Genomic DNA, 21,069 nt, shown 5'->3' with positions numbered 1-21,069 from the left:
ACCCAAATCCCACTCACGGTTCACCCTGCCACTTCGCCCAGACCTCCTGCCCATAAAACTCTCCTCGCTTCTCCACCCAAAAACCACCCAACAAAATCCCAATCCAAACTGCCACCAAAGGCAACTGCACTGCTCTTTCCAAATTTGAGAATTACATCACTCCATCAACTTCCTAGTACTGCGTGATCGCATCCACCCAAGCCGACATATCTTCCCCTTCAATCACTAACGGGTTTGCACAGACTTCTGCAAGTCTAACTTCTGCAACATTGCTACAAGGTGCGGATCGTTAACACTTGAGGGGGTGTTGAATCAGGAGGATATAGCAATTCAACCTTGGCTCGAATTGTTCCTTGCGGAGAAATTGGCAAGGTGACTAGAGGTTTCCCCTGCTGACCGCATCGTTGTACCAGATGAAAATACTGTTGTTCAGGGACACTTTGGGTTGGAGACCCCTGAGGAAAGCTCAGTTTGATCGTCCCCCGAAAGCAGATCGGACCAGAGGGCGATTTTAGAAAACGGAGACCTTTGCGAGTCAGACGGTCCTCTTTCAGGGGAGTTTGCAGAGCAATGGTTACTGTCTGAGTGCGCTGAGTTGTATTGTGTAAAGGTATATCTAGGTTGTACTTGAGACCATAGTTACCGTGAGCAAGATATGCCGTGTCATCGTAGCGCTTTAACATCGGAGCACTTTGGATTTGCCCAGTCCCGAATGTGCCTCGATGGAGTGAACTGATCACATAGGAGAATGCTTGACCAGATTTAGGGATTTTAAGTTCATTGGACTGAGGAGTATCCGTTACTGTCGCTCGCCACTCTCCGCCCTTTGAGATCCCTGCAACTCGGCCATAAATAAATTTGCTTCCCTTAAAATCAAGGGGAGAGGGCACTTTATCTCTTGGTTTTATCAATTCCCCTTTTGCTAACAATAGTTTCCAGGTTGCTAAGCTAGGACCGCTATACCAAGGAGTTCCATGCTTCGCCATGCTAGCGACATAGAGCGGGCCATCCGTTCTCAATCGCATCCAAGTAGTGCGACTGTTACTGGGGGGGATGGCGCGATTGACCAACATGTGGCTTTTTCGAGGAGGAATAACGACTTTTGATGTCCAGCCGGGCTGGCTTTTGCCTCGAAGGATGACACTGGTGATTCGGCTACCCGGCCCAGAAAATACGTTACCAGTCGAATCAACTATCTGATTTTTTAAGGGAATGAAGGGAGCATGAGCGCTGCTCAGAAAGCTTGTTGCCTGAAGAACCTTAACTTGAACTGTCTTGCTGGTGGGGTTATGAAGCAGTATCCCCTGATAGAGGGATCTCTTGCCCCTCCTTGAACGACGCCGAGTCACATGATGAGCAAATATATATAACTCTCCATTCAAGGCAAAATCGAGATGGGCACGAGGCGATGTTTTGCCTGATTTAGGAAAGGTTGAAAGCAATATTCCCCCTGTGTTAATAACCTCTGGACTATTACTGTTCAAGAACAGACTGTCATCCAGCTCTCCAGGTAATGCCCGAACATCCTGCGGTATAACGATCTCTGAATGTGCAGCAATAGCAGGTGCCACTTGAGACAGGAGTAAAGATGTTAGGAAAATTGAATCTGTTTTCAAGGAGTGCGATCGCTCTGGGCAATTCAAGTTATTCTACCGGACGGGAGTGACACCCAGGCATAGCTAAACCAGATCCAAATTTCAGGTAACCTGGCTAATCAATTCAAATAGTGCCCTCGGAGCAGATCGGGAACTCAAGTCGAGTGAGAAGCTCATCAGGGGTAACAATAAAACTCGCTGACATCAATGTGGAGGTTTGGTGAGTCTGGCTTTTGAAAAGTTATAGAAAAGCAATGTGAGTTAAGATGAGTATATTCACAGCGATAACGCTATACATTGTGAGGCAGCCTTTATGGATGCCAAAAAGATTCCAATAGAATATAAAGCTGGGGAAAAATTTAGAAACCAAGATTTAAATGGGCTTAGTTTTGTTGATACAGATTTAAGTAAGGTCGATCCGCTCGGACGCATTTGAGTGCTTCAGGATTGGTTTATGGGGATCTCGATAGTACCAACCTGAACTAGTCTGGATTGAAGATGGTTAATACGATTAGGGGTAAGGTTTTTGAATGGCAGCATACAGAACTAGCCCTTATAGCCTGTGGATTTCTGTGGCTATAGTAAAATTATTCGTCTAACAACAAAGTTAAGAGTTCAGAGTATTTGTGGAGTATAGATTGTCTAAGTGATGCTTCGTAATAGCTATTGACGCCTCAAATCTAAATATTAGCTTTTTATTGATTTCGGATAAGCTGAAGTCAAAAAATGCTTGAAATCTATAAAAATAAATGTTATCAGCTCTATGGGCACAAATCAGCCAAAGATACTTTATAGATCTAAAATTACCTGATTATTGTGCATCTTTTTGAAACAGCTATTAAGCCAGATATTAATTACGAGGTTGATCTATGGAGTCTGAGCAGGAACATGAAATTACTACCTTGAGGGCATTGAATCTTTCTCCCAAACAAATTGCTACGAAATTGAGTCTTCCTCTTGAAGAAGTCCAAGAGATTATTAGAAAGCGAAAGCATTCATATAAGAGGAAAACCTAATCCACTGAAGATGGAATAAGCAATTATAAATCAGTTGTAACCGTCCTCATTCTCTGACTGAGCGACAGAATAGAAACACCTTACACCTTAAATTAGCTACTTCTGAAAAAGATAGGAGTGGTATATCCAGTATTAGACTTTTAACTATAGAAATATAGCACAAAATACCATTAAACAGCTCTAGTGAACATCTTAATATTGCTTCTAAATGTTAATGTTTAGAAATGTCTAGACAGCTATACTCTTAATATTATCAATTCTTGGACTCTCCCTCATTCCACTGTTGTTTGATCGTAGAATAAGCAGATAAAAAATATGATGAAAATGCCAGCTAAAAACAAAAAAAATAAGAGATTATTAACTCTATCTAGCACTAGCTTTAGGCTAAGAGATACAAAAATAAATAAACCCATTGTCCATCGACAGATTTGCCCTTGCTGTTCGGATATATTATTGCGTCAGATGCAATCGGGAGAGCTTTGTTGGTATTGTCGACACTGTTTTCAGACTATGTCAGCCTGAATAATTCTAGATGAAGCAAGTATTAGAATTATGGGCAATCAATATATAGGTTCTGATAAAGAGAAATATCTAGTGTGCTCGAAAAATAAATATAAGACTTGTGAATTCAAAAGAGTTAGATTCAAGCATTTTCTGGAAAGCTTGTTTAGTTTGACCCAGAGCTATCACAAGATCTTAAAACAGCCCTAGCTAAGAAGATATTTGAATAATTATGATTCATTATCGAGAGGGTTTTAGTGCTTCTATAGAAATCTAAAATTATTTGTGAGATTGAGTGAGGCTGAAATCTTTGCTAGTGCTCATTTAGATTAAAAAACAATTCTCACGACGCACTTCAGATTTCTATAACCCTCTTTTGTCACTTTAGATAGATGGAATTTGAAACGACGAAATTGCGTTTGGAGTGATACCAATCAGCACCTAAGAGTGTAATTTTGATTATTTGCTAAGCCAATTCAGTATTGGGTTTCACGAATTTGAGAGTTACACTTTCAGGTACAACTTGGTATGAATCCAAACATCAGACTATTGACTAACGAGATCTCAAGCTTACTGGTACTCTCCCGTCAAAGTGATAAAAGAGGGATAGATCGATCAAATTCAGAGCTTTATTGTTATAGCAATCTGAAATCAATCGTGAGATGTAGAGAGGCTGAAATCTTTACCAGTATCCATTTAGGTTGAATATAATTCTCACAACTCACGTCAGATCGCTATATAAGTTTTTCGAAAACTTTATTAGAGATACATCTCCAAGCTTTTTCAAGAAAGAGAAACTATGAAGACGATCTCTGATAGCATTCGCAGGGATTCGTGTGGTTTTATCTTTGGATCTACACTAATTCTGTTATTTCTAGTCTTTTCCCAAGCATTAATTGTTAACGGTTGATCCAATCTATCTGTGGAGAACTTTCAATATGAATAAGGTGCGAATAGCTAAGAATCTCGTCAAATCAGGAGCCCTGAATAAGAATAATGCTGCTGAAGTCCTTAATCTCATGGGGTTATTCGATGGACCAATTGAGGAAACTCAGAACAACTTGAACGAAATCTATGCATGCCTGGCTGCTAATAATGAGAACCCTTAAAGGCACTCTATCCTTCTTGAGTGATCTTGACCTGAAGCTTTTTTTGGAGATTAGACCTCTTGCAATATTCAGTTCACGATATGCTACTGACTCAATTTATGAGCCAATTTTGCCTATATGTTGAGGTCTCTACCATATTGCAAAATCAATTATGCAAGAGGTCTATTACCCCCGAATGGCTAGACATTATTTCCCACCGTAAGGATACTTATCATGTTTGAGTGTTTTACTGAAAAAGCCATTAAGGCAATTACACTTGCCCAGGAAGAAGCCCGTCGCCTCAAGCAAGCATGTGTTGGAACAGAGCTAATTTTATTGGGTATTATTGCCGAGGGAACTGGAATTGCGGCGAAAGTCCTAAATTCTTTAGGAGCCAACCTCGAAGAAGTACGAGTTGAAGTTGAAAAATTTGGGATAAGTGGAACAAGCGCTGCAAAAGCTGATATCCCCTTTACCCCTCGAAGCAAAAGGGTGCTGGAACTAGCCCTGGAAGAATCTCAACAGTTAGGGCATAACTACGTGAGTACTGAGCACTTGTTGTTAGGGCTTACCAAGGATGAGCAAAGTATTGCTGTACAAATTCTTGTGAACCTTGAGATTGACTTCATCGATATTCGAACTCAAGTGATGCAGATGCTCTCTAAGCCAATAGCACTCCCCTCTAGTCGTCGTCCAAGCAAGCTGGATAACCAAAACTTGAAAAAGACGCCCACCCTCGATGATGTAGGCACCGACTTAACTCAGCTTGCAATAGAGGGCAATCTTGATCCAGTCGTGGGTCGCCAAAAGGAAGTGCAGCGAATGATCCAAATCCTTAGCCGTCGTAGGAAGAACAATCCCATCTTAATTGGCGAACCCGGAGTGGGAAAAACAGCCCTAGCCGAGGGACTGGCGCAACGTATTATCAATCACGATGTTCCTGAGACCTTAGAGGGGAAACGAATTCTTACGCTCAATGTTGGCTCCTTATTAGCGGGTACAAAGTATCGGGGTGAATTTGAGGAACGACTCAAGGCAATTGTGGAGGAAGTTCGCAGCAATGGCGATGTCATCCTAGTAATTGACGAGATTCATACCTTAGTTGGCGCTGGGGCAGGAGAAGGTGGACTAGATGCGGCAAACATCCTCAAACCATCTTTGGCCCGAGGCGAACTTCAGTGTATCGGTGCAACCACCCTCGATGACTATCGTCAGAACATTGAGCGAGATCCTGCTCTAGAGCGACGGTTTCAGCCTGTGATGGTAGACGAATCCAGCGTTGAAGAGACCATTCAAATATTGCAAGGTTTGCGAAGTTGTTACGAGCAACATCATCAGCTTGAAATTTCTGATCTGGCTTTAGAAGCAGCAGCTAAACTTTCAGATCGCTATATCTGCGATCGCTTCTTGCCGGACAAAGCGATCGATTTGATTGATGAGGCAGGCTCACGGGTCCGCATCAGCCACTCCAAAAGCTCCCCTGCGGATAAAGAACTCAATCAAGAATTGCGGCAGATTCTCAAGGACAAAGGGACTGCTACTCAAAAACAAGATTACTCTCTTGCTGGAGAACTACGCATTCGCGAAGTTGAGATTCAGAAAAAGATTCAGAGTGCTGGCCAACCTGGGTTCTCCATGTCTACTGATACCCTTTCCCCAATTGTTAAAGAAGAAGATATTGCCCATATTGTTGCTTCTTGGACAGGCGTTCCACTTCATAAATTGACGGAATCTGAGTCTGAAAATCTATTGCAAATAGAAGACATCCTGCATCAACGTATCATTGGCCAGGAGGAAGCTGTTAAAGCTATTTCCCGTGCCATTCGCCGAGTCCGCACGGGGCTTAAAGATCCCAACCGTCCCATTGCCAGCTTTATCTTTTCAGGTCCAACAGGAGTTGGGAAGACTGAATTGGCAAAGGTTCTGGCATCTTCTTATTTTGGATCTGAAGCTGCCATGATTCGGCTGGATATGTCTGAGTACATGGAGGGCCACACGGTTTCTAAGCTGATCGGTTCCCCTCCTGGCTATGTCGGGTTCAACGAAGGGGGACAACTCACGGAAGCAGTTCGGCGAAAACCATATACAGTATTGCTATTTGACGAAATTGAAAAAGCCCATCCAGATATATTCAACCTACTGCTACAGGTCCTGGAAGATGGCCGCCTGACTGATGCCAAAGGCCGTACTATAGATTTCAAAAATACTCTATTGATCATGACCTCTAACATTGGCTCAAAGGTGGTTCAAAAAGGAGGAAGTGGATTGGGCTTTGAGTTTTCTGCAGATCAAGGCGCTGCCCAATATAGCCGCATGGTCTCAATTGTTAATGAAGAACTCAAACAGTTTTTCCGTCCTGAGTTTCTAAATCGTCTTGATGAAATTATTGTTTTCCAGCAGCTCAACAAAACTGAGGTTAAGCAAATTGCTGACATTCTACTGCAGGAAGTGTGTATTCGATTAGCAGAGCAAGAGATCACTTTGGAGGTCACTGATTTGTTTAAGGAGCGGCTAGTAGATGTAGGCTATGATTCTGAGATGGGAGCGCGTCCGCTACGTCGAGCGATCACACATCTTTTGGAAGATTGTCTTGCTGAGGAAATTCTGACCAGTCGTGTTAAGGCAGGAGATGAGATCGTTATAAATATCGATGAGGTGGGGCAAACGAAAGTTCTCATTAAACAAACAGAGAAGAGTGATTGAGGAATAGAAGGAAGCTTCTACCAAAACCTGATATGGGTAGGTGGAGGCGTTAGAGTATCACTACCTATCAATTAGTTAATATCTCAATATTAGAAGTTACAGGGTGTTTAATTTAGGTGCGTTGTATTGATTAAGCTATATGCCAAAAATACTAATCCGCTTTTAGTAAACAGATTTAAATTCAAAATCCCACTTTCAATACTCAATGAAGATTAAAGGAAATGTATGTCAATTCGTATTAGTAATCTTGCCGATGACGTTACAGAGATTGCTCTAAAAACAGTATTTTCATCATATGGGACAATAAAAAAAGTTAAGCTTCCAACTGATGAAAAAGGCCATATACGCGGCTTTGCTTTTATTGATATGGAGTCTGATACTGAAGAAAAAGCTGCTATTGAAGCTCTTGATGGTGCGGAATGGATGGGTCGAGATCTGAAGGTCGATCAAGCGAGACCTCAGAAAAAATATAGAGTCTCATCATTAGGTAGTGAGCACAGGACTGATCGTCTTTCTCAGGCTAATAACTTTCACAAGTGAGCCATTTTAGAATTCAAGATTTGAGAATACCTAGAAAAATGGGTAGTGGGCTGAGATAATCTCAGCCTCTCTTTGGAGTCCCCTAGAGATAAGTGCTTCAGACAACATGTATTTACTAAATACATAAATCTTGTAGCCTTTATTCTGCAGTATTCCATCAAGGGGGCTGAGATAGCCAGCCCTCACCACCTAACTGGTTCCATTAATGAAAATCAGCTCTAGTAGCGGTTTCCACCACCACCTCTATTTTCACGAGACTTTGCCTTGTTCACTTTCAGAGTACGCCCCATCCACTCAGCACCGTCTAGTTCTTCAATAGCTTTGGCTTCCTCAGCTTCATCACCCATCTCAACAAAACCAAATCCTCGAATCTTACCTGTTTCACGGTCAGTAGGAAGCTGGGCACTTTTTACGGTCCCATATTCTGCAAAAGCGGTATTGAGGTCTTGCTCTGTAACGTCATAGGAGAGGTTACCAACGTAAATCGACATAAAGTAAAATCCAACACTAGTAAAAAACAAAAATTTAGAGATCGGCGCTTAGACTTAAAAGTAAACGTTAAACCGATCAGGGTATCAATTTAAGCCGGGAAAATAGCTTGGGTTAAAGGGTTAGGCCGTTTTTTCATTGAGGACTGACGTGCCACTGGCAATTCCCCCATAGAGTTAACAACCGACTCAAACACATCAGGAAAAGGATGTCCAAAAAGCCGTTGTGCTGCGGTAGTGCCATCTGCTCTTTTGAGGTCAAAATTATGGATGATGGTGAGCACTTTCAAGGATTCTTCCGAAAACCCTCGGGCTGCATGATGCAATCGGGATAGATAACCATTACGTCCTTCAACTGCGGAGGAAGTGCGTTGATACTTCGTACTCATCCATTGCGCCCAGTCTACCCACTCCTGGCTTTCTTGAGAGTTCATTTGTTGAGTCATGGGGTGCTTGAGTAACCGGGCATAAGCTTGTTCCGTCGCCTTTCGATAATCTGCCTTGAGTAGAGGATGCCGAGTTTTGTCCGTTTGCTGTTGCCAATAAGCCCAGGGTAATAGGTACATGAGTACCCAGTTTTGTAGATCGAGATCATCTGTGGCTACCTTTAGCGCTTGAGTCACCCATTGCCACCAAGCATGAATCCCCTGAGCCATTGAAGGAATTTGTTGTTGGAATGAGTCAATGGCTTTGCTCCCCTTCTGAGCACCATAGGTTTTGGCTAGGGTAGACATCTGGGCGAGGGGAGCATTCAACCCAGCCGATAGATCATCAAACAGCTGCCATTCCAAAGTCTTGATATTAAACGGATGAATGACTTGGGTAAGGCGATGAAGAACCTGATGATAGGCCATCTTGTCCTGCTCTAAAGACTGCTGCTGAGCAGAAATCTCCGCCTTTGATTGTTGGAGTTGTTGCTGTTTAGCCTCACTACGAACGTTGAGAAGTTGCTGTTGAAGTACAGTCGCTTTTTTGTTCAACTGACTCATTTGACGACCCATATCACTGCCGATAGGTTGGGCTAAGGCACTCAGGGCATGGAATAAATCAGAAACACTGACACAGCCTAAGCCTGATACAGCTAATTTAATCAGGGCTGGAGCACCATCACTCACCATAAAATGACAATGCCATCCACAGCGGGTCCACCACTGCTGAATCTGGGCTTGCCAGGTGGCATAAGTACGGTTGGGACGTTCCACCTCTGTGAAGATAAAGCCACTAGCCAATTCCAACATCACCAAGATAGGTAAACCAAAAAAGGTTTCGTCCCCACCGACACAGATGCCCTGACCGTCTTTGGGTTGGCAATGCTCTTGCTGGGCGACTTCATAGGCGATAATCGCATCCCGCATCTTCCGTTTCAACAGCCGAAGGGAGCTGGCTGAAACGCCCACATGAGCATCTATGTGAATCGCTGTAAAAAATTCTGATAGACTCTCAGCTCCTACCCCATGTTTGACGCCGAAATAGTACACCACTCCTAAGACCATCACTCTGAGCCATTGACTCCCTGTCTGACTTTCCCACCATAGTGACTCTGGATATTGGTTACGCCGAGCGATAGCCTGTTGATGACGATGAACACTGCTTTTTGATAGACCTGTCGCAGCAGCAATTTTCGCAATCCCTTTTACTCCCTGTTCGAACAGACAATCAGTGACGGCTTGGCAGCGCTCTCGTATTGTCAGGCTCATCGTTTCCTCTGTTGACTTGCAAAGGTACGATACAGCTCTTTGTGACTAACCGCAGATATCTTGCCTATTTCATCTACAAAAGAGTGCGATCCTATCTGAAAATACTCAAATCTTTTCCCGCTTTATGCTGGTAGCCGAAAATGACTCTGATCTTTACGAATATAAGTCCAAATATTTTCATCAGGTATTCCCAATCGAGCCTTAGCAACGAAGGCTTCAAAGCCAGGTTCAATAGAATAGCCCAATTCGCATGAGAGTTGTTGTGCTCTTTCCTGAACTTCTAGTGGATCATGAATAATGGCGGGTGTAACTTTACCAATCACTTCTTCAGGCTGATAGCCTAATTTGCGCAGTGCCCCAGCATTAATGGTTTGGATAATCCCTTGAGGGTCTGTTGCAATCATCGTGAAGTCTGCACTGTCCAGAATGGCTTGTTGCCAGGCTTGTGTTTGCTGCACCGTTGTTGCAGTTAGTTGATCTGCCATTAATGAAACTTCCCCCTACTGATATCCAAAGTGGCCGGATGCTCAACCCATTTAGATCTCAGCATTCCCAGTCTTTAGGAATGATCTCCAAGCATCTATCTAAATCAACTGAATATCTAGGATTAATGCATATTCATATCTTTTTTGGGGCAAGCTTTAACTGATGTAAAGCGGCTATTCATCTCCAATTCAGAACAATCAGTTTGAGAAAGAAATATCAGAAGACAAGTCGGTGTTAGTGACTATTTTTTTATGTCAATCACTTGCCAGGATATATGAATAGTCTTTGGAATACTTTAAAAAATCTGTTTTCCCCAGAGCAATACATGCCTCACGGTCATTGTTACCTTTGGCAAACTCCTTTGGTAGGTCTACATGTAATCAGTGATTTACTAATTGCAGTGGCTTACTTTTCCATTCCTGTGATGTTGCTCTACTTCGTCTCCAAAAGGAGCGATGTCCCTTTTCAGAATATTTTTCTGTTGTTTGGAGCATTCATTGTTCTCTGTGGTACAGGCCATTTACTGGAAATTTGGACCTTATGGCACCCTGCCTACTGGCTGTCTGGGACTGAGCAAGCTATCACTGCTCTAGTCTCCTGCTATACAGCTACGGAAATGGCAACGTTACTTCCCAAATTCTTATCCTTGAAAACGCCAGAACAACTGGAAACAGTCAATCAAGCCTTACAAAAAGAAATTCAGGAACGCCAAAGAGCCGAAGTTGAACTCCGCAATCTCAATGATGGTTTAGAGACCCTTGTCCAAGAACGAACGGCTGAATTGAAAAAAGCTGCTGAACGAGAACATGCCCTCTCTGGGATCATTCAGCGCATGCGAAAGACCTTAGATATACAGACTATATTCGTCGATACGACTCAAGAATTAAAGCAGGTTATTGCTTGCGATCGGACTTTGGTATATCAGTTTAAATCCGATTGGAGCGGGACGTTAGTCGCTGAGTCGGTGAGCCAGAATAGCCCCTCCATCATGGCTCTTAAAGCTGCTCATCCGGGAGCTAAGACTGTAGAGATTTCTCCCCCAAAGGGCCTAAAACAAATACTGAGTCAAACCTATCTTTACGAATTTGCCTTGGGAGACCCCAGTCAAGAAGTGCGTTGTCGAACGATCACAGATGTCAATGAGTTTGGATTTGATCCTTATACCCTTAAAGTCTTAAAGCGATTAAACATCGGATCTTATCTCGTGGTTCCCATTGTCGATGGTACGCATTTATGGGGATTACTTATGGCGACTCAAGATGCTGCTCCTTTCCATTGGGACTCATCAGCGACCCAAATCATGACTCAGGTGGGGACCCAATTAGGGGTAGCAGTACAGCAAGCTGAGCTATTAGCCCATTCGCAAAAACAAACTAAAGCACTCAAAGCTGCGAAAGAGGAGGCAGAAAGGGCTAATAGCTCAAAAAGCGATTTCTTAAGCCATATGAGCCATGAACTCCGTACCCCTCTTAATGCCATCTTAGGCTATGCCCAGCTGATGCAGCGCTCTCAACACCTAGGGGTGCAGGATACCAAGTACGTTAATACGATTAACCGCAGTGGGAAACACCTTCTAGCATTAATCAATGATGTGTTGGAAATGGCCAAAATTGAGTCAGGTCAACTCCATCTCACGCCTGTCAGCTTTGACCTATACAACTTGCTCATCGAGTTGGAAGAGCTGTTTAGCCTCAAAGCCTCAAGCAAGCAGCTGCAACTCTATTTTCATGGACAAGCCCTTGTCCCTCGATATATCAAGGCGGATCAAGGTAAGCTCCGTCAAGTGTTGATTAACATTCTGGGTAATGCCATCAAATTTACTCAAAAGGGGCAGATCGACTTATATGTTTCTGTAGACGCTCAGACTTTGACGTTTGCTATCAGTGATACAGGTCCTGGAATAGATTCTAAAAGCCTGGATAAACTCTTTCTTGCATTTGAGCAGGGTGATATTGGCTTGGAATCAAGAGAAGGTACGGGCTTAGGACTCAGTATTAGCAAGAAGTTTGTACGACTGATGGGAGGGGATCTCTCCGTCAATAGCCAAAAAGGACAAGGCTCTACATTCGTCTTTCATATTCCCTTAGTGATTACCAATGGTATGCCGACAGACACTGACAGTGAAGCGATGGTTCAGCCTGTTTGTGTGGCCCCCAATCAACCTGAATTTCGCCTTCTTGTTGCTGATGATGAGCAAACGAATCGAGCTCCCCTCGTTGATTTCCTATGTTTGATGGGCTTCTCAGTGCGAGAAGCCAAGAATGGTCGAGAAGCGATAAAAATCTGGCAAGAGTGGCAGCCCCATTTGATATGGATGGATATACGTATGCCTGAAATGGATGGCTACCAGGCAACACAACACATTAAGGCGACTTCTCAAGGGAAGGAGACTGTTGTGATTGCCCTGACAGCAAGTGTATTTGAAGAAAACAAACAAAAAATATTTGATGCAGGATGTGATGATTTTGTACGCAAACCCTTTCAACAAAATGAACTGATACAGAAAATCGCAGCCCATCTTGGAGTGAAATATATAACAGAAGACTCTCTTCAAAAGCACGATACCCAGAATAAAGACCAACCCCATAATCATGGAAATCTTGATCCAGAGAGCTTAAGGATCATGCCACCAGATTGGATAAAGGGCATCGGTCAAAGAGCGAGTCAAGGAAACGATGTCCTCCTTTTACAACTCATTGAGCAAATCCCTTCAGAGCATCAATCTTTAGCCATAGCTTTGACCAACTGGGTTGAGAATTATCAATTCGAGAAAATCGTTCAGTTGATGGACGCTTTGATGGAATGATGCAACCAAATTTGACCCATCGCACTTTAAAACCAACCATGAATGAACTCCATACTAATCTGAATATGGATCTCTCCAGTCCAGCCACCCAATTACTTCCCAGTGAGATTCTGATTGTCGACGACACGTTAGAAAATCTGCGGTTGCTCTCTAGCATGTTGTCTATTCAGGGCTATTCTGTTCGAAAAGCAACGGGTGGTGAAATGGCGTTAAACTCTGTAGACTCTCTCCTACCCGATTTAATCCTATTAGATATCCTCATGCCAGATCTAAATGGGTATGAAGTTTGTGTTCAACTAAAACGGAATCCCCAAACAGCAAATATTCCCATTATTTTCCTTAGTGCTTTAGACGATCCCTTAGATAAAGTCAAAGCCTTTGATGTGGGAGGGGTAGACTATCTCACAAAACCTTTTCAAGTTGAAGAAGTATTAGCACGGGTGCATAATCAGCTTTTATTAAAATCAGCTCAAGAAAAAATCCTGGGTTTGAATAACCAACTCCAAGAATGGGTCATTGAGCAGAATAGTAAATTGAAACTTTCGAACACCCGCTTATTAGAAACAAGTCATTATGACCTACTCACAAATATCCCCAATAGAGCTTCATTCTTGAAGCGTTTGGAACAGTCTCTATTTTTAGCCAAGATGGATAAATCTTATAAATTCGCCGTGCTCTATATCGATTGCGATCACTTTAGAGAGGTTAATTACTCTTTTGGCTACTGTGTTGGGGATGAACTATTGAAACAATTAGCTGTAAAGCTACAGGAGGTAATCAATCCCGACGATATGTTAGCTCGTTTAGGAGGAGATCAATTTGCTATTCTTTTTAGCAAATTAACAGATGAAAAACAGGTAGATTTATTTGTGGAGAAAGTGTTATTTTGCCTTGAACAGCCTTTTGCAATTCAAGATCATGAAATCACTATCACAGGTAGCATTGGTGTTGGCTATGGTCAGGCAGCTGATGATGTGGTTGATATTACTTTGAAAAATGCTGAAATTGCTATGCAAAAAGCTAGAGAAAGACGTTAAAAATAACTTTTTATGACGACAAAAGAGGACAAGAGCCCTTTTTTACTGAGAATTAATCAAAAGAATCAAAACTGTTGATATATAGAAGGTATTTCGCATAAGCCCCGAAAAGAATCTATGCAAAAACACCCAAGATCTAAAAACTCCAGATCTCATCTTGGATGAGGTTTAGGAAGCCATTTAGGATCAATCTTAGTTTCTTCAAAAACAATAGCACCGAATAGTTCGGCACGTCTGAGGTTGACATTCGTGAAATCAGTATTGAAGAGGTGGGCACCAAAAAGGTTGGCACCAACGAGGTTCGCATTGTTCAGTTTTGCACTGCTTAGTTTTGCACGGGTGAGGTTCGCATCGTTGAGCTTTGCATCGCTAAGGTCGGCACTGCGGAGATCGGCACCGTTGAGTTTTGCACTGCTTAGTTTTGCATTGTGGAGGTCGGCACTGTGGAGATTGGCACCGTTGAGTTTTGCACCACTGAGATTTATCTCCTGATTAGGATTTTTCTCACGCCACTGGTTCCAAGCATCTGGCCCTCTCCGCAAAATCTCAAGTAAGTCGAAATCCCCAGAACCAAACCTGAGTAAAGCCCTAACCATGTCTTTCTACCTTCAGAAATCATTGTTCACCAAATACCCTTATTTCTCAATATAAACCCCACCCCTATAGAACGCTCCCTGCTGACCCATCTGAATCTCCTAGGCATCTCTCCCTAACCCCTAAACTGTTCAAATGGCGTCAGCACATTCACCCAAATAAGTTGCTTGGTTGGCGACACAGCTTAGAAAAATCCCACCTGTAAATTATTCCGGGTTCACTTACTCTGCATTGGTTTGAGGGAGCCAGAGCTGCTGCTATTGGCCATTTAGTTCCGCAGTTCTCAGTACAGTTAAGGCGCGAGTTACTCGTTCAGACTAGCTTATCCCCTTATTCTTCTGGCGAAACTTGCTGGTAAGACATTGCCGTAGTCATCACTGAGTACAATTTTGACTTTGACAAAAAGAGATGCCTTCCAATCTGAGTGGAGTGAAACCATTGTAAAACCTCCAAAACTCAGGCTTGGCAAGTTAACCCGGAAACATTTACAGGTGGAAAATTTTCGATAGCGGTATTGGTTTACCCGCTAACCTGAACGTTGCAAGATCCCACACTTTGGGCTTACGGATGCTTAACACCTTAACAAAACAGATTTCAGGTACCATAACTGTCAAGCGAGAGGCTGGAACGTCATTTGAAATTTGTTTTCCCCAATCCCGTTAATTCCCCCTACTGGCAGTCGTACAGTAAAGGTGGTTCCGACCTTTTCTTGACTAGTGAGTGAGATTTCACCCCCATGCAAATCAACAGAACGTTTCACGATAGCCAACCCCAATCCTGTCCCTGAAATATTGCCAACATTGCTGGCCCGATTAAAGGAATTAAAAACGCGATCACACTCCGTTTGGGGAATCCCTAAACCATGATCTTGGACATTGAAGATTGCATAGTCATTTTCAAAGGCCAAACCAAAATCTATTCGTCCTCCTTGGGGGGAGTATTTAATTGCATTAGAGAGTAAATTCGTAAAGATATGCCGAAGCAATTTCTCATCCATATGTAGTTCTGTAGTTTGTTCTTGCAACTGGCATACAATCTCATGAGTATTCGTAGTAATCTGCAGCTCTTCTACTAGACCTCTGCAAAAATCTGTTAGGTGCATGTGGATGGGTTTAAAGGCGAGATTCCCTGATTCTGCTTTACCCAGTAGAAGCACATCATTTAACAGGCCTGTCATATGTTCTACAGATTGTTGAATTTGTTTCAAGTGCTTGAGCTTCCGAGTATCGTCCCACTTGTGGCCATAATGCTCCAACAGCTCCGCCGAAGACAAAATAGTTGCCAAGGGGGTTCTAAACTCATGGGAGGTCATAGCGACAAAGCGAGACTTGAGTTCGTTGAGTTCCCGTTCCTTGGTCAGGGCTGTGCGGATATCGTCTTCAGCCCGTTTGCGGTCAGTGATATCGCGAATTACAGCCATCACTTCATTCTCGGCACTCACTACAATCCGAGCTTCAAAAAAGCAAAGGTTACTCTCAGACTCCAGTTGATATTCGAGTAGCTGCATCTCCTTAGTGGTAAATGCTGCTTGAATACAGTCAAAAAACGGTTGTGCCGTGTCTTGGCAAAAGATCCTTTCTAGGGACTGACCTAAAAACTCTTCAGTTGGAAGGGGGAACTTGGTGTTCAAGGCATCTTTATAATTGACGAAAATACCATCCCTATTAATGCGAAACATCCAATCGGGCATTGCATTGATCAAGGCCCGATTAGTGGCAACACTCGATTGCAAAGCTGTTTCGGCACGCTCACGTTCACCAATTTCGCTTCTTAATTGCTCATTACTCTGCTTGAGCTCAGCTGTTCGTTGTTGCACTCTTAACTCAAGTTCGCTATGTGCCTGCTGTAAGTCTGCTTCAACTTGCTTGTGATAGCTGATATCTCGACCTTCGAAAATCAGCAACACGACAACACCGAGTTCATCACGGACGGGCTTTAAAGAAAAATCGATGGTTGTCACCTTGTCCTTGGCTCCAAGTACATCCACCTCATACCGAACGAACTTTCCCTTAGCCGCCTCCAATACAGCATTCTGGAGCCGACTTTGAGTCTCTGTTGAATTGGTCCACCATCGAGTTTCCCAGAGTGGACAATTGATCACATTTTCTAAATGGAGACCACCAAACTCCAGAGCAGTTTGATTAGCCTCCAACAAAATACCATTAGGCTTCAAAAGACCTGAGAACTGAAAGGTTTGATTGAAAATAGCCCGAAATCGGCGCTCACTATCATTCAAAGCCGCTTCCGTTAACTTTCGTTCTGTAATATCAACGATATAACTTCGAATCAGATCACTCTCAGCAATAAAGTGAACGGATTGCTCAAAAACTTGGGTTCCTATTTCTACTTCTCTAACAAAAAACTTTTCATGATCCTTGGCAATTAATGTGACTAACCCCTCCAATATTGGGTGTTTAGATTGAAGATCCCGTAGTTGAGGGAATTGGGCTACGGCAGCGGGATTTAAATAAGTAGTTTTGCCTTTTAAGTTAATTTCGATGATGGGGTTAGAAAAGAGCTCTGGGAAAGATGCTAAACGGACAATAGCAGCCTCATTAAAGCTAGCAAGTACCTCACCTGATTGCGTTAAGGTCTGCATTGGATTATGAAGATTAGACAAAAAGCCCGTGACTTCATCAGCAGCACAAGACTCTAGAAAATGCACATCAGCGATATTGTTCGTCATGTAATATCTGGCCCGCACATCCTCGCCAAAAATGACTTCATCACCATGATTCAAATCATGTGTGGTACAAGTATGGTCATTAACTTTCAAACCATTCTTACTGCGTTTACCTTGGAGGTTTCCATCAATCAAGCGAAACATGTGGCTATCGGTATCAGGCATCGTGACCCTCATCAGTAAAGCATGCTGACGAGATGCTGATGGTGATTGAATCACAATCGAGTTGCTGGGATCTCGGCCAATAGAACAAGTCGTTTCCAGTAGTGGAATTGTACGCTTCCCTAATTCATCTTCAATAACAAGAAAATGCTGAACTTTTGTAGAAGATGTTGTCCCAATCATCGATGCACTAAATTAGTTCCATCTAAACTACTTCTTATTAATATGCCCGTTATAGAAAACAACTAACTTCCAGCATCTACCTAAATTAAACGACAATCGAATGAAGTAAAGAACATTTTCGGCAAATCTATTTCATTGCCTCCAAGCAATAATGCAATTATATTTCTTATGTGAATAAAAAATTAACAGAAAACATCTCTTCTTGATGTTAGTTAATTGACGAACATTAAATTTAAATAGAGTTTTTATAGGCTAGGTATTTGTAGCTTATACCAAGCTGTGCCTGAAGGTGTAACTCTCAAACTCGTGAAACCCAATACTGAGTTGGGTTAGCAAATAATTAAAATTATACTCTTAGGTACTAATTGGTATCAAGTCAATTCTTATTAGTTATTGAGGTTAATTTTAGGACTAAGAATATAAGATACTTAGCATGATTAGTAAAGCATCAATTTATTGAATAACAGTAGCAATAGCACAGAAGATCTTAACTGAATCTTTACTTCATCATTAGTTGTATTTTCTGTTAATTTTCAATTCACTATAGATATGCAGACATTATTCTGAGAGATGAGAAACATTATGGAATTAACAAATTTTTTTGAGTTCATACTTAATATGCATGTGCCATTGTCTAAAAAGAATAGGGAGTAAGGCGATGCAGATTGGTGATACTCGGATTTTGATGATTGAAGATGATAAACAAGATGTTGAAATCATCAAAGAATTACTGGAGGGCCGTCACAGTTTTTTCCGCTACTCTTGAACATAGAAGACATTGGCAGAAGGATAGCTCGACTTCACCATCATCCTGCCTTCGACCTCATACTCCTTGATCTATCTTTAACTGATGCCCATGGCCTAGAAGCATTTCAACAAATTCAGCTGACCTTCCCTGAAATGCCTCTGATTATTCTCAGTGGCAATCTGGACCCATTGCAAGCACTTCACCTATTGCAGCATGGAGCACAAGATTGTCTATTCAAAGGACATTTTGACGCCACTGTATTATGTTGTTCAATTCAATTCGCTCTAGAACGACAAAATTTACGCTCAGAATTGAGAGAGAAGAACGAATCTTTGAAAAAAATCTCCAAAGAGTTAACAATAGCAAACCGTAAACTTGAAAATATTGCTGTAATAGACAGCTTGACTAAGCTTAGCAACCGACGTCGATTTGACACAGTATTTATGTCTGAGTGGGTCCGATTAATGCGGGAAGGGCAACCCCTTTCTTTAATCCTATGCGATGTCGATCACTTTAAGGCCTATAACGATACCTATGGTCACCCGGCTGGAGATCACTGTTTACAGCAGTAGCCCATGCTATTAAGACAGTTGCCAAGCGGCCAGCAGACTGTGTGGCTCGGTATGGTGGGGAAGAATTTGCAGTAGTGTTACCTAACACAGATCAATCGGGGGCTGTCCATGTTGCAGAGGCCATCAGAGCAGAAATTGAAGCACTCCATATTCCTCATATATCTTCCTCAGTGGGTCATTGGATAGTCTCAGTTTAGGGGTAGCCAGTGTTATTCCAAAGAAAGAAATCGCTCCCTCTCAATTAATTGAACTGGCAGATCAATCTCTATATATGGCCAAGGAACAAGGTCGCAATTGCCTTCACTTTTTCCAACCTATTCAGATGTAGATCTTCAATCTAGTCTAGTTGTAAAAATTGTATTTAGTCTAAGATTTTTTAAACTCATAGAAAGACTTCTGTCAGGTAACGACAAGCATAAATCTATTGCGATGTATAAGTTATAAATATCACAAAATAATCCATTAAATAGCTGCACTTAAGCAACAGTAAAGGCTTTCATACTATTCATATGTATACTTTGTATAGAGCTTATTAGTACTGAATTATATATTAATTAAAATTTATTTTGCCGTATTATTACGGATGAAAAAATAATAGTCAATATTATGATGGCTATAGATACATTGAACAGACAAGTAATATCCTATTCTAATCTTTACTAGAATAAATATAACTCTGATGATAATAGTCAAAGTATCTTACTCCTAAAAATTCATATTTCTAGCATTTATTCATTATTTCACTTATGTCACAACATAAGTAGCTTCTCCAAATATGCGAGAGCATCTATCTATTGAAATCCTACAGAACGGACATCTATGGTCGATTGTGAATCATCAACAAACAGGTGTTATTCTCCAAAAGAAATACTATGCAGAGTACATTGGCCCTGGTGCAGCTATTGGAGGTCCATTTGACCCCAGAATGTATCAGTATCCATGTATTAGGAGCAGTTGAATATGAAATTCCTAAAACTGACGAGATGCGCTTCAGTGCTTTCAGAATCGGATAAAGAACATTGAACAATTAAAGGAAATCTGTGAGATCAGCTCCCCCCTCAATAGGGGAATCGCTATATTAGTAATGTTTAGCCAACAGTTCAGTCTGGAAGAGATCCAAAGAATTCCAAATAACTTGTTAGCAATGCTTGTTGGTGTTGCACCTTCCACTATTACTGCGGCTTGGAAGCAGTTCCTGGCAAACCAGAGGAATGCAGAAGTTCCACCTTCCGTCCAATCAACAGGGATGCTGCTAAACAACGTGGTTAGTTTTTATGGATAAAAAATTGATTGCTCTATTGATGTCTCACTTTTCATTGACGAAGGGAGAGTTCTTAGTAAGAAAAGAAATTACGTTAGGATTTGTTTGAGTGGTGTTGCTCGTTCATAACAATGTCCTTGAGCATAATCTATCCCTAATTCTGATAGTGCTTTAAGGGTGGAATATGATTCAACCTGCTCAGCAATTGTTTGCATCTTCATGACTTTGGCTACTTCCTGTATCGATGCCACAATTTCTTGAATGACAGGATCAGTGGTGATGCCTTCGACTAAACTGCCATCAATTTTCACGTAATTTGCCCCAATCGTCCTTAGTTGGCTAAAGGCTGAGATATCACTCCCGCAATCATTCAATGCGATGTGACAGCCCAAAGCTTTAAGTGAGTTGCACAGGGTTGTTGTTTTGGATAGATGCTTCAATGCAGTGGTTTCTGAGATGAGGAAAGTAACCCGTTCAGCAGGAAAATCATATCTGCTTAATTGCTGCTGGATATAATCAGAGATTCTTCCGCTTTTACAAGTAGCAGCAGATAGAGTGATGAAGAATGAGGATTTATCTTGATTCTTGGCTTGCCTTTTTGAAAGCGCTCGTAGCAGGTGCTCAATCACCCACTGATCAATCTGGGTCATAAAGTCATACTGTTTTACCATTGGTAAAAACATTCCAGGGGAAGAAATTCCTTGCTGGTCGTTTAAGCGTAGCAGTATTTCATATCCCTTGATTTCTGGTTGACCCTTGAGGGAATGAATCGGTTGAGCGTATAGCTGAAACTGATCGGACAGCAGGGCCTGATGGAGTCTGCCAACCCAATACAAAGTTTGATAAGTGTATAGATCGGTATTAACATCACCAATAGTTGCCAAAATACTCGGTTTTGACCTTGTCTCC

General features: G+C 42.0%; 14 protein-coding genes and 1 pseudogene. 8 read left to right on the top strand and 7 right to left on the bottom strand.

Annotated elements, in window-relative coordinates; translation table 11 throughout:
• Positions 1-272: 272 nt before the first annotated feature.
• Positions 273-1,616, bottom strand: a complete 1,344-nt coding sequence (locus I1H34_RS28465) for a DUF3370 domain-containing protein (protein ID WP_212666731.1) — start codon at positions 1,614-1,616, stop codon at positions 273-275.
• Positions 1,617-1,908: 292 nt separating this feature from the next.
• Between I1H34_RS28465 and I1H34_RS32850 the strand changes: the two genes are divergently transcribed.
• The 3 genes from I1H34_RS32850 to I1H34_RS28455 all read left to right on the top strand — a co-directional run bounded on the left by I1H34_RS32850 (position 1,909) and on the right by I1H34_RS28455 (position 7,443).
• Entirely contained in the window at positions 1,909-2,031 is a 123-nt protein-coding gene (locus I1H34_RS32850) for a hypothetical protein (RefSeq protein WP_283250073.1), read from the top strand.
• Positions 2,032-4,434: 2,403 nt separating this feature from the next.
• Complete coding sequence (locus tag I1H34_RS28460) at positions 4,435-6,903, top strand: ATP-dependent Clp protease ATP-binding subunit (RefSeq protein ID WP_283250072.1); 2,469 nt, start codon at positions 4,435-4,437, stop codon at positions 6,901-6,903.
• A gap of 225 nt (positions 6,904-7,128) precedes the next feature.
• On the top strand, positions 7,129-7,443 hold the full coding sequence (locus tag I1H34_RS28455; protein ID WP_212666730.1) for an RNA recognition motif domain-containing protein: 315 nt from the start codon (positions 7,129-7,131) through the stop codon (positions 7,441-7,443).
• 218 nt (positions 7,444-7,661) lie between these two features.
• Here the strand turns inward: I1H34_RS28455 and I1H34_RS28450 are convergent, their stop codons facing one another.
• The 3 genes from I1H34_RS28450 to I1H34_RS28440 form a co-directional block, all read right to left on the bottom strand.
• Complete coding sequence (locus tag I1H34_RS28450) at positions 7,662-7,934, bottom strand: RNA recognition motif domain-containing protein (protein ID WP_212666729.1); 273 nt, start codon at positions 7,932-7,934, stop codon at positions 7,662-7,664.
• Between the two features lie 89 nt (positions 7,935-8,023).
• On the bottom strand, positions 8,024-9,628 hold the full coding sequence (locus tag I1H34_RS28445; RefSeq protein ID WP_212666480.1) for a DUF6399 domain-containing protein: 1,605 nt from the start codon (positions 9,626-9,628) through the stop codon (positions 8,024-8,026).
• Positions 9,629-9,750: 122 nt separating this feature from the next.
• Positions 9,751-10,113, bottom strand: coding sequence for a PAS domain-containing protein (locus I1H34_RS28440; protein WP_212666728.1), 363 nt, complete (start codon positions 10,111-10,113; stop codon positions 9,751-9,753).
• Positions 10,114-10,439: 326 nt separating this feature from the next.
• Between I1H34_RS28440 and I1H34_RS28435 the strand changes: the two genes are divergently transcribed.
• Positions 10,440-12,920 carry a GAF domain-containing hybrid sensor histidine kinase/response regulator gene (locus tag I1H34_RS28435; protein ID WP_249370268.1) on the top strand — a complete coding sequence of 827 codons (2,481 nt, stop codon included), beginning with the start codon at positions 10,440-10,442 and terminating at the stop codon, positions 12,918-12,920.
• The gene (locus I1H34_RS28430; RefSeq protein WP_212666914.1) at positions 12,917-13,957 is read left to right on the top strand and encodes a diguanylate cyclase domain-containing protein; all 1,041 of its coding nucleotides are present in this window, start codon (positions 12,917-12,919) and stop codon (positions 13,955-13,957) included. The genes I1H34_RS28435 and I1H34_RS28430 overlap by 4 nt, the downstream gene beginning before the upstream one ends.
• A 152-nt stretch (positions 13,958-14,109) precedes the next feature.
• Here the strand turns inward: I1H34_RS28430 and I1H34_RS28425 are convergent, their stop codons facing one another.
• Entirely contained in the window at positions 14,110-14,553 is a 444-nt protein-coding gene (locus I1H34_RS28425) for a pentapeptide repeat-containing protein (protein WP_212666725.1), read from the bottom strand.
• Positions 14,554-15,161: 608 nt separating this feature from the next.
• Entirely contained in the window at positions 15,162-17,579 is a 2,418-nt protein-coding gene (locus I1H34_RS28420; RefSeq protein WP_212666723.1) for an ATP-binding protein, read from the bottom strand.
• Positions 17,580-18,341: 762 nt separating this feature from the next.
• On the opposite strand from I1H34_RS28420, the pseudogene I1H34_RS28415 reads away from it, so the two are divergent.
• From I1H34_RS28415 to I1H34_RS28400, 3 genes and pseudogenes are all read left to right on the top strand, one after another.
• Positions 18,342-19,096: pseudogene (locus I1H34_RS28415) on the top strand (GGDEF domain-containing protein).
• Positions 19,078-19,227, top strand: a complete 150-nt coding sequence (locus I1H34_RS32840) for a diguanylate cyclase domain-containing protein (protein ID WP_212666721.1) — start codon at positions 19,078-19,080, stop codon at positions 19,225-19,227. The pseudogene I1H34_RS28415 and the gene I1H34_RS32840 overlap by 19 nt, the downstream one beginning before the upstream one ends.
• Before the next feature lie 756 nt (positions 19,228-19,983).
• Positions 19,984-20,181 (top strand): hypothetical protein, encoded by a 198-nt coding sequence (locus tag I1H34_RS28400; RefSeq protein WP_212666720.1) that lies wholly within the window; start codon positions 19,984-19,986, stop codon positions 20,179-20,181.
• Positions 20,182-20,249: 68 nt separating this feature from the next.
• On the opposite strand, the gene I1H34_RS28395 is transcribed toward I1H34_RS28400, so the two are convergent.
• On the bottom strand, positions 20,250-21,069 hold an 820-nt coding region (locus tag I1H34_RS28395; RefSeq protein WP_212666719.1), incomplete at its 5' end, for an EAL domain-containing protein.

It is taken from the genome of Acaryochloris marina S15, assembly GCF_018336915.1.
Classification (GTDB): Bacteria; Cyanobacteriota; Cyanobacteriia; order Thermosynechococcales; family Thermosynechococcaceae; genus Acaryochloris; species Acaryochloris marina_A.
This window is presented reverse-complemented; position numbering and strand designations above follow the sequence as displayed.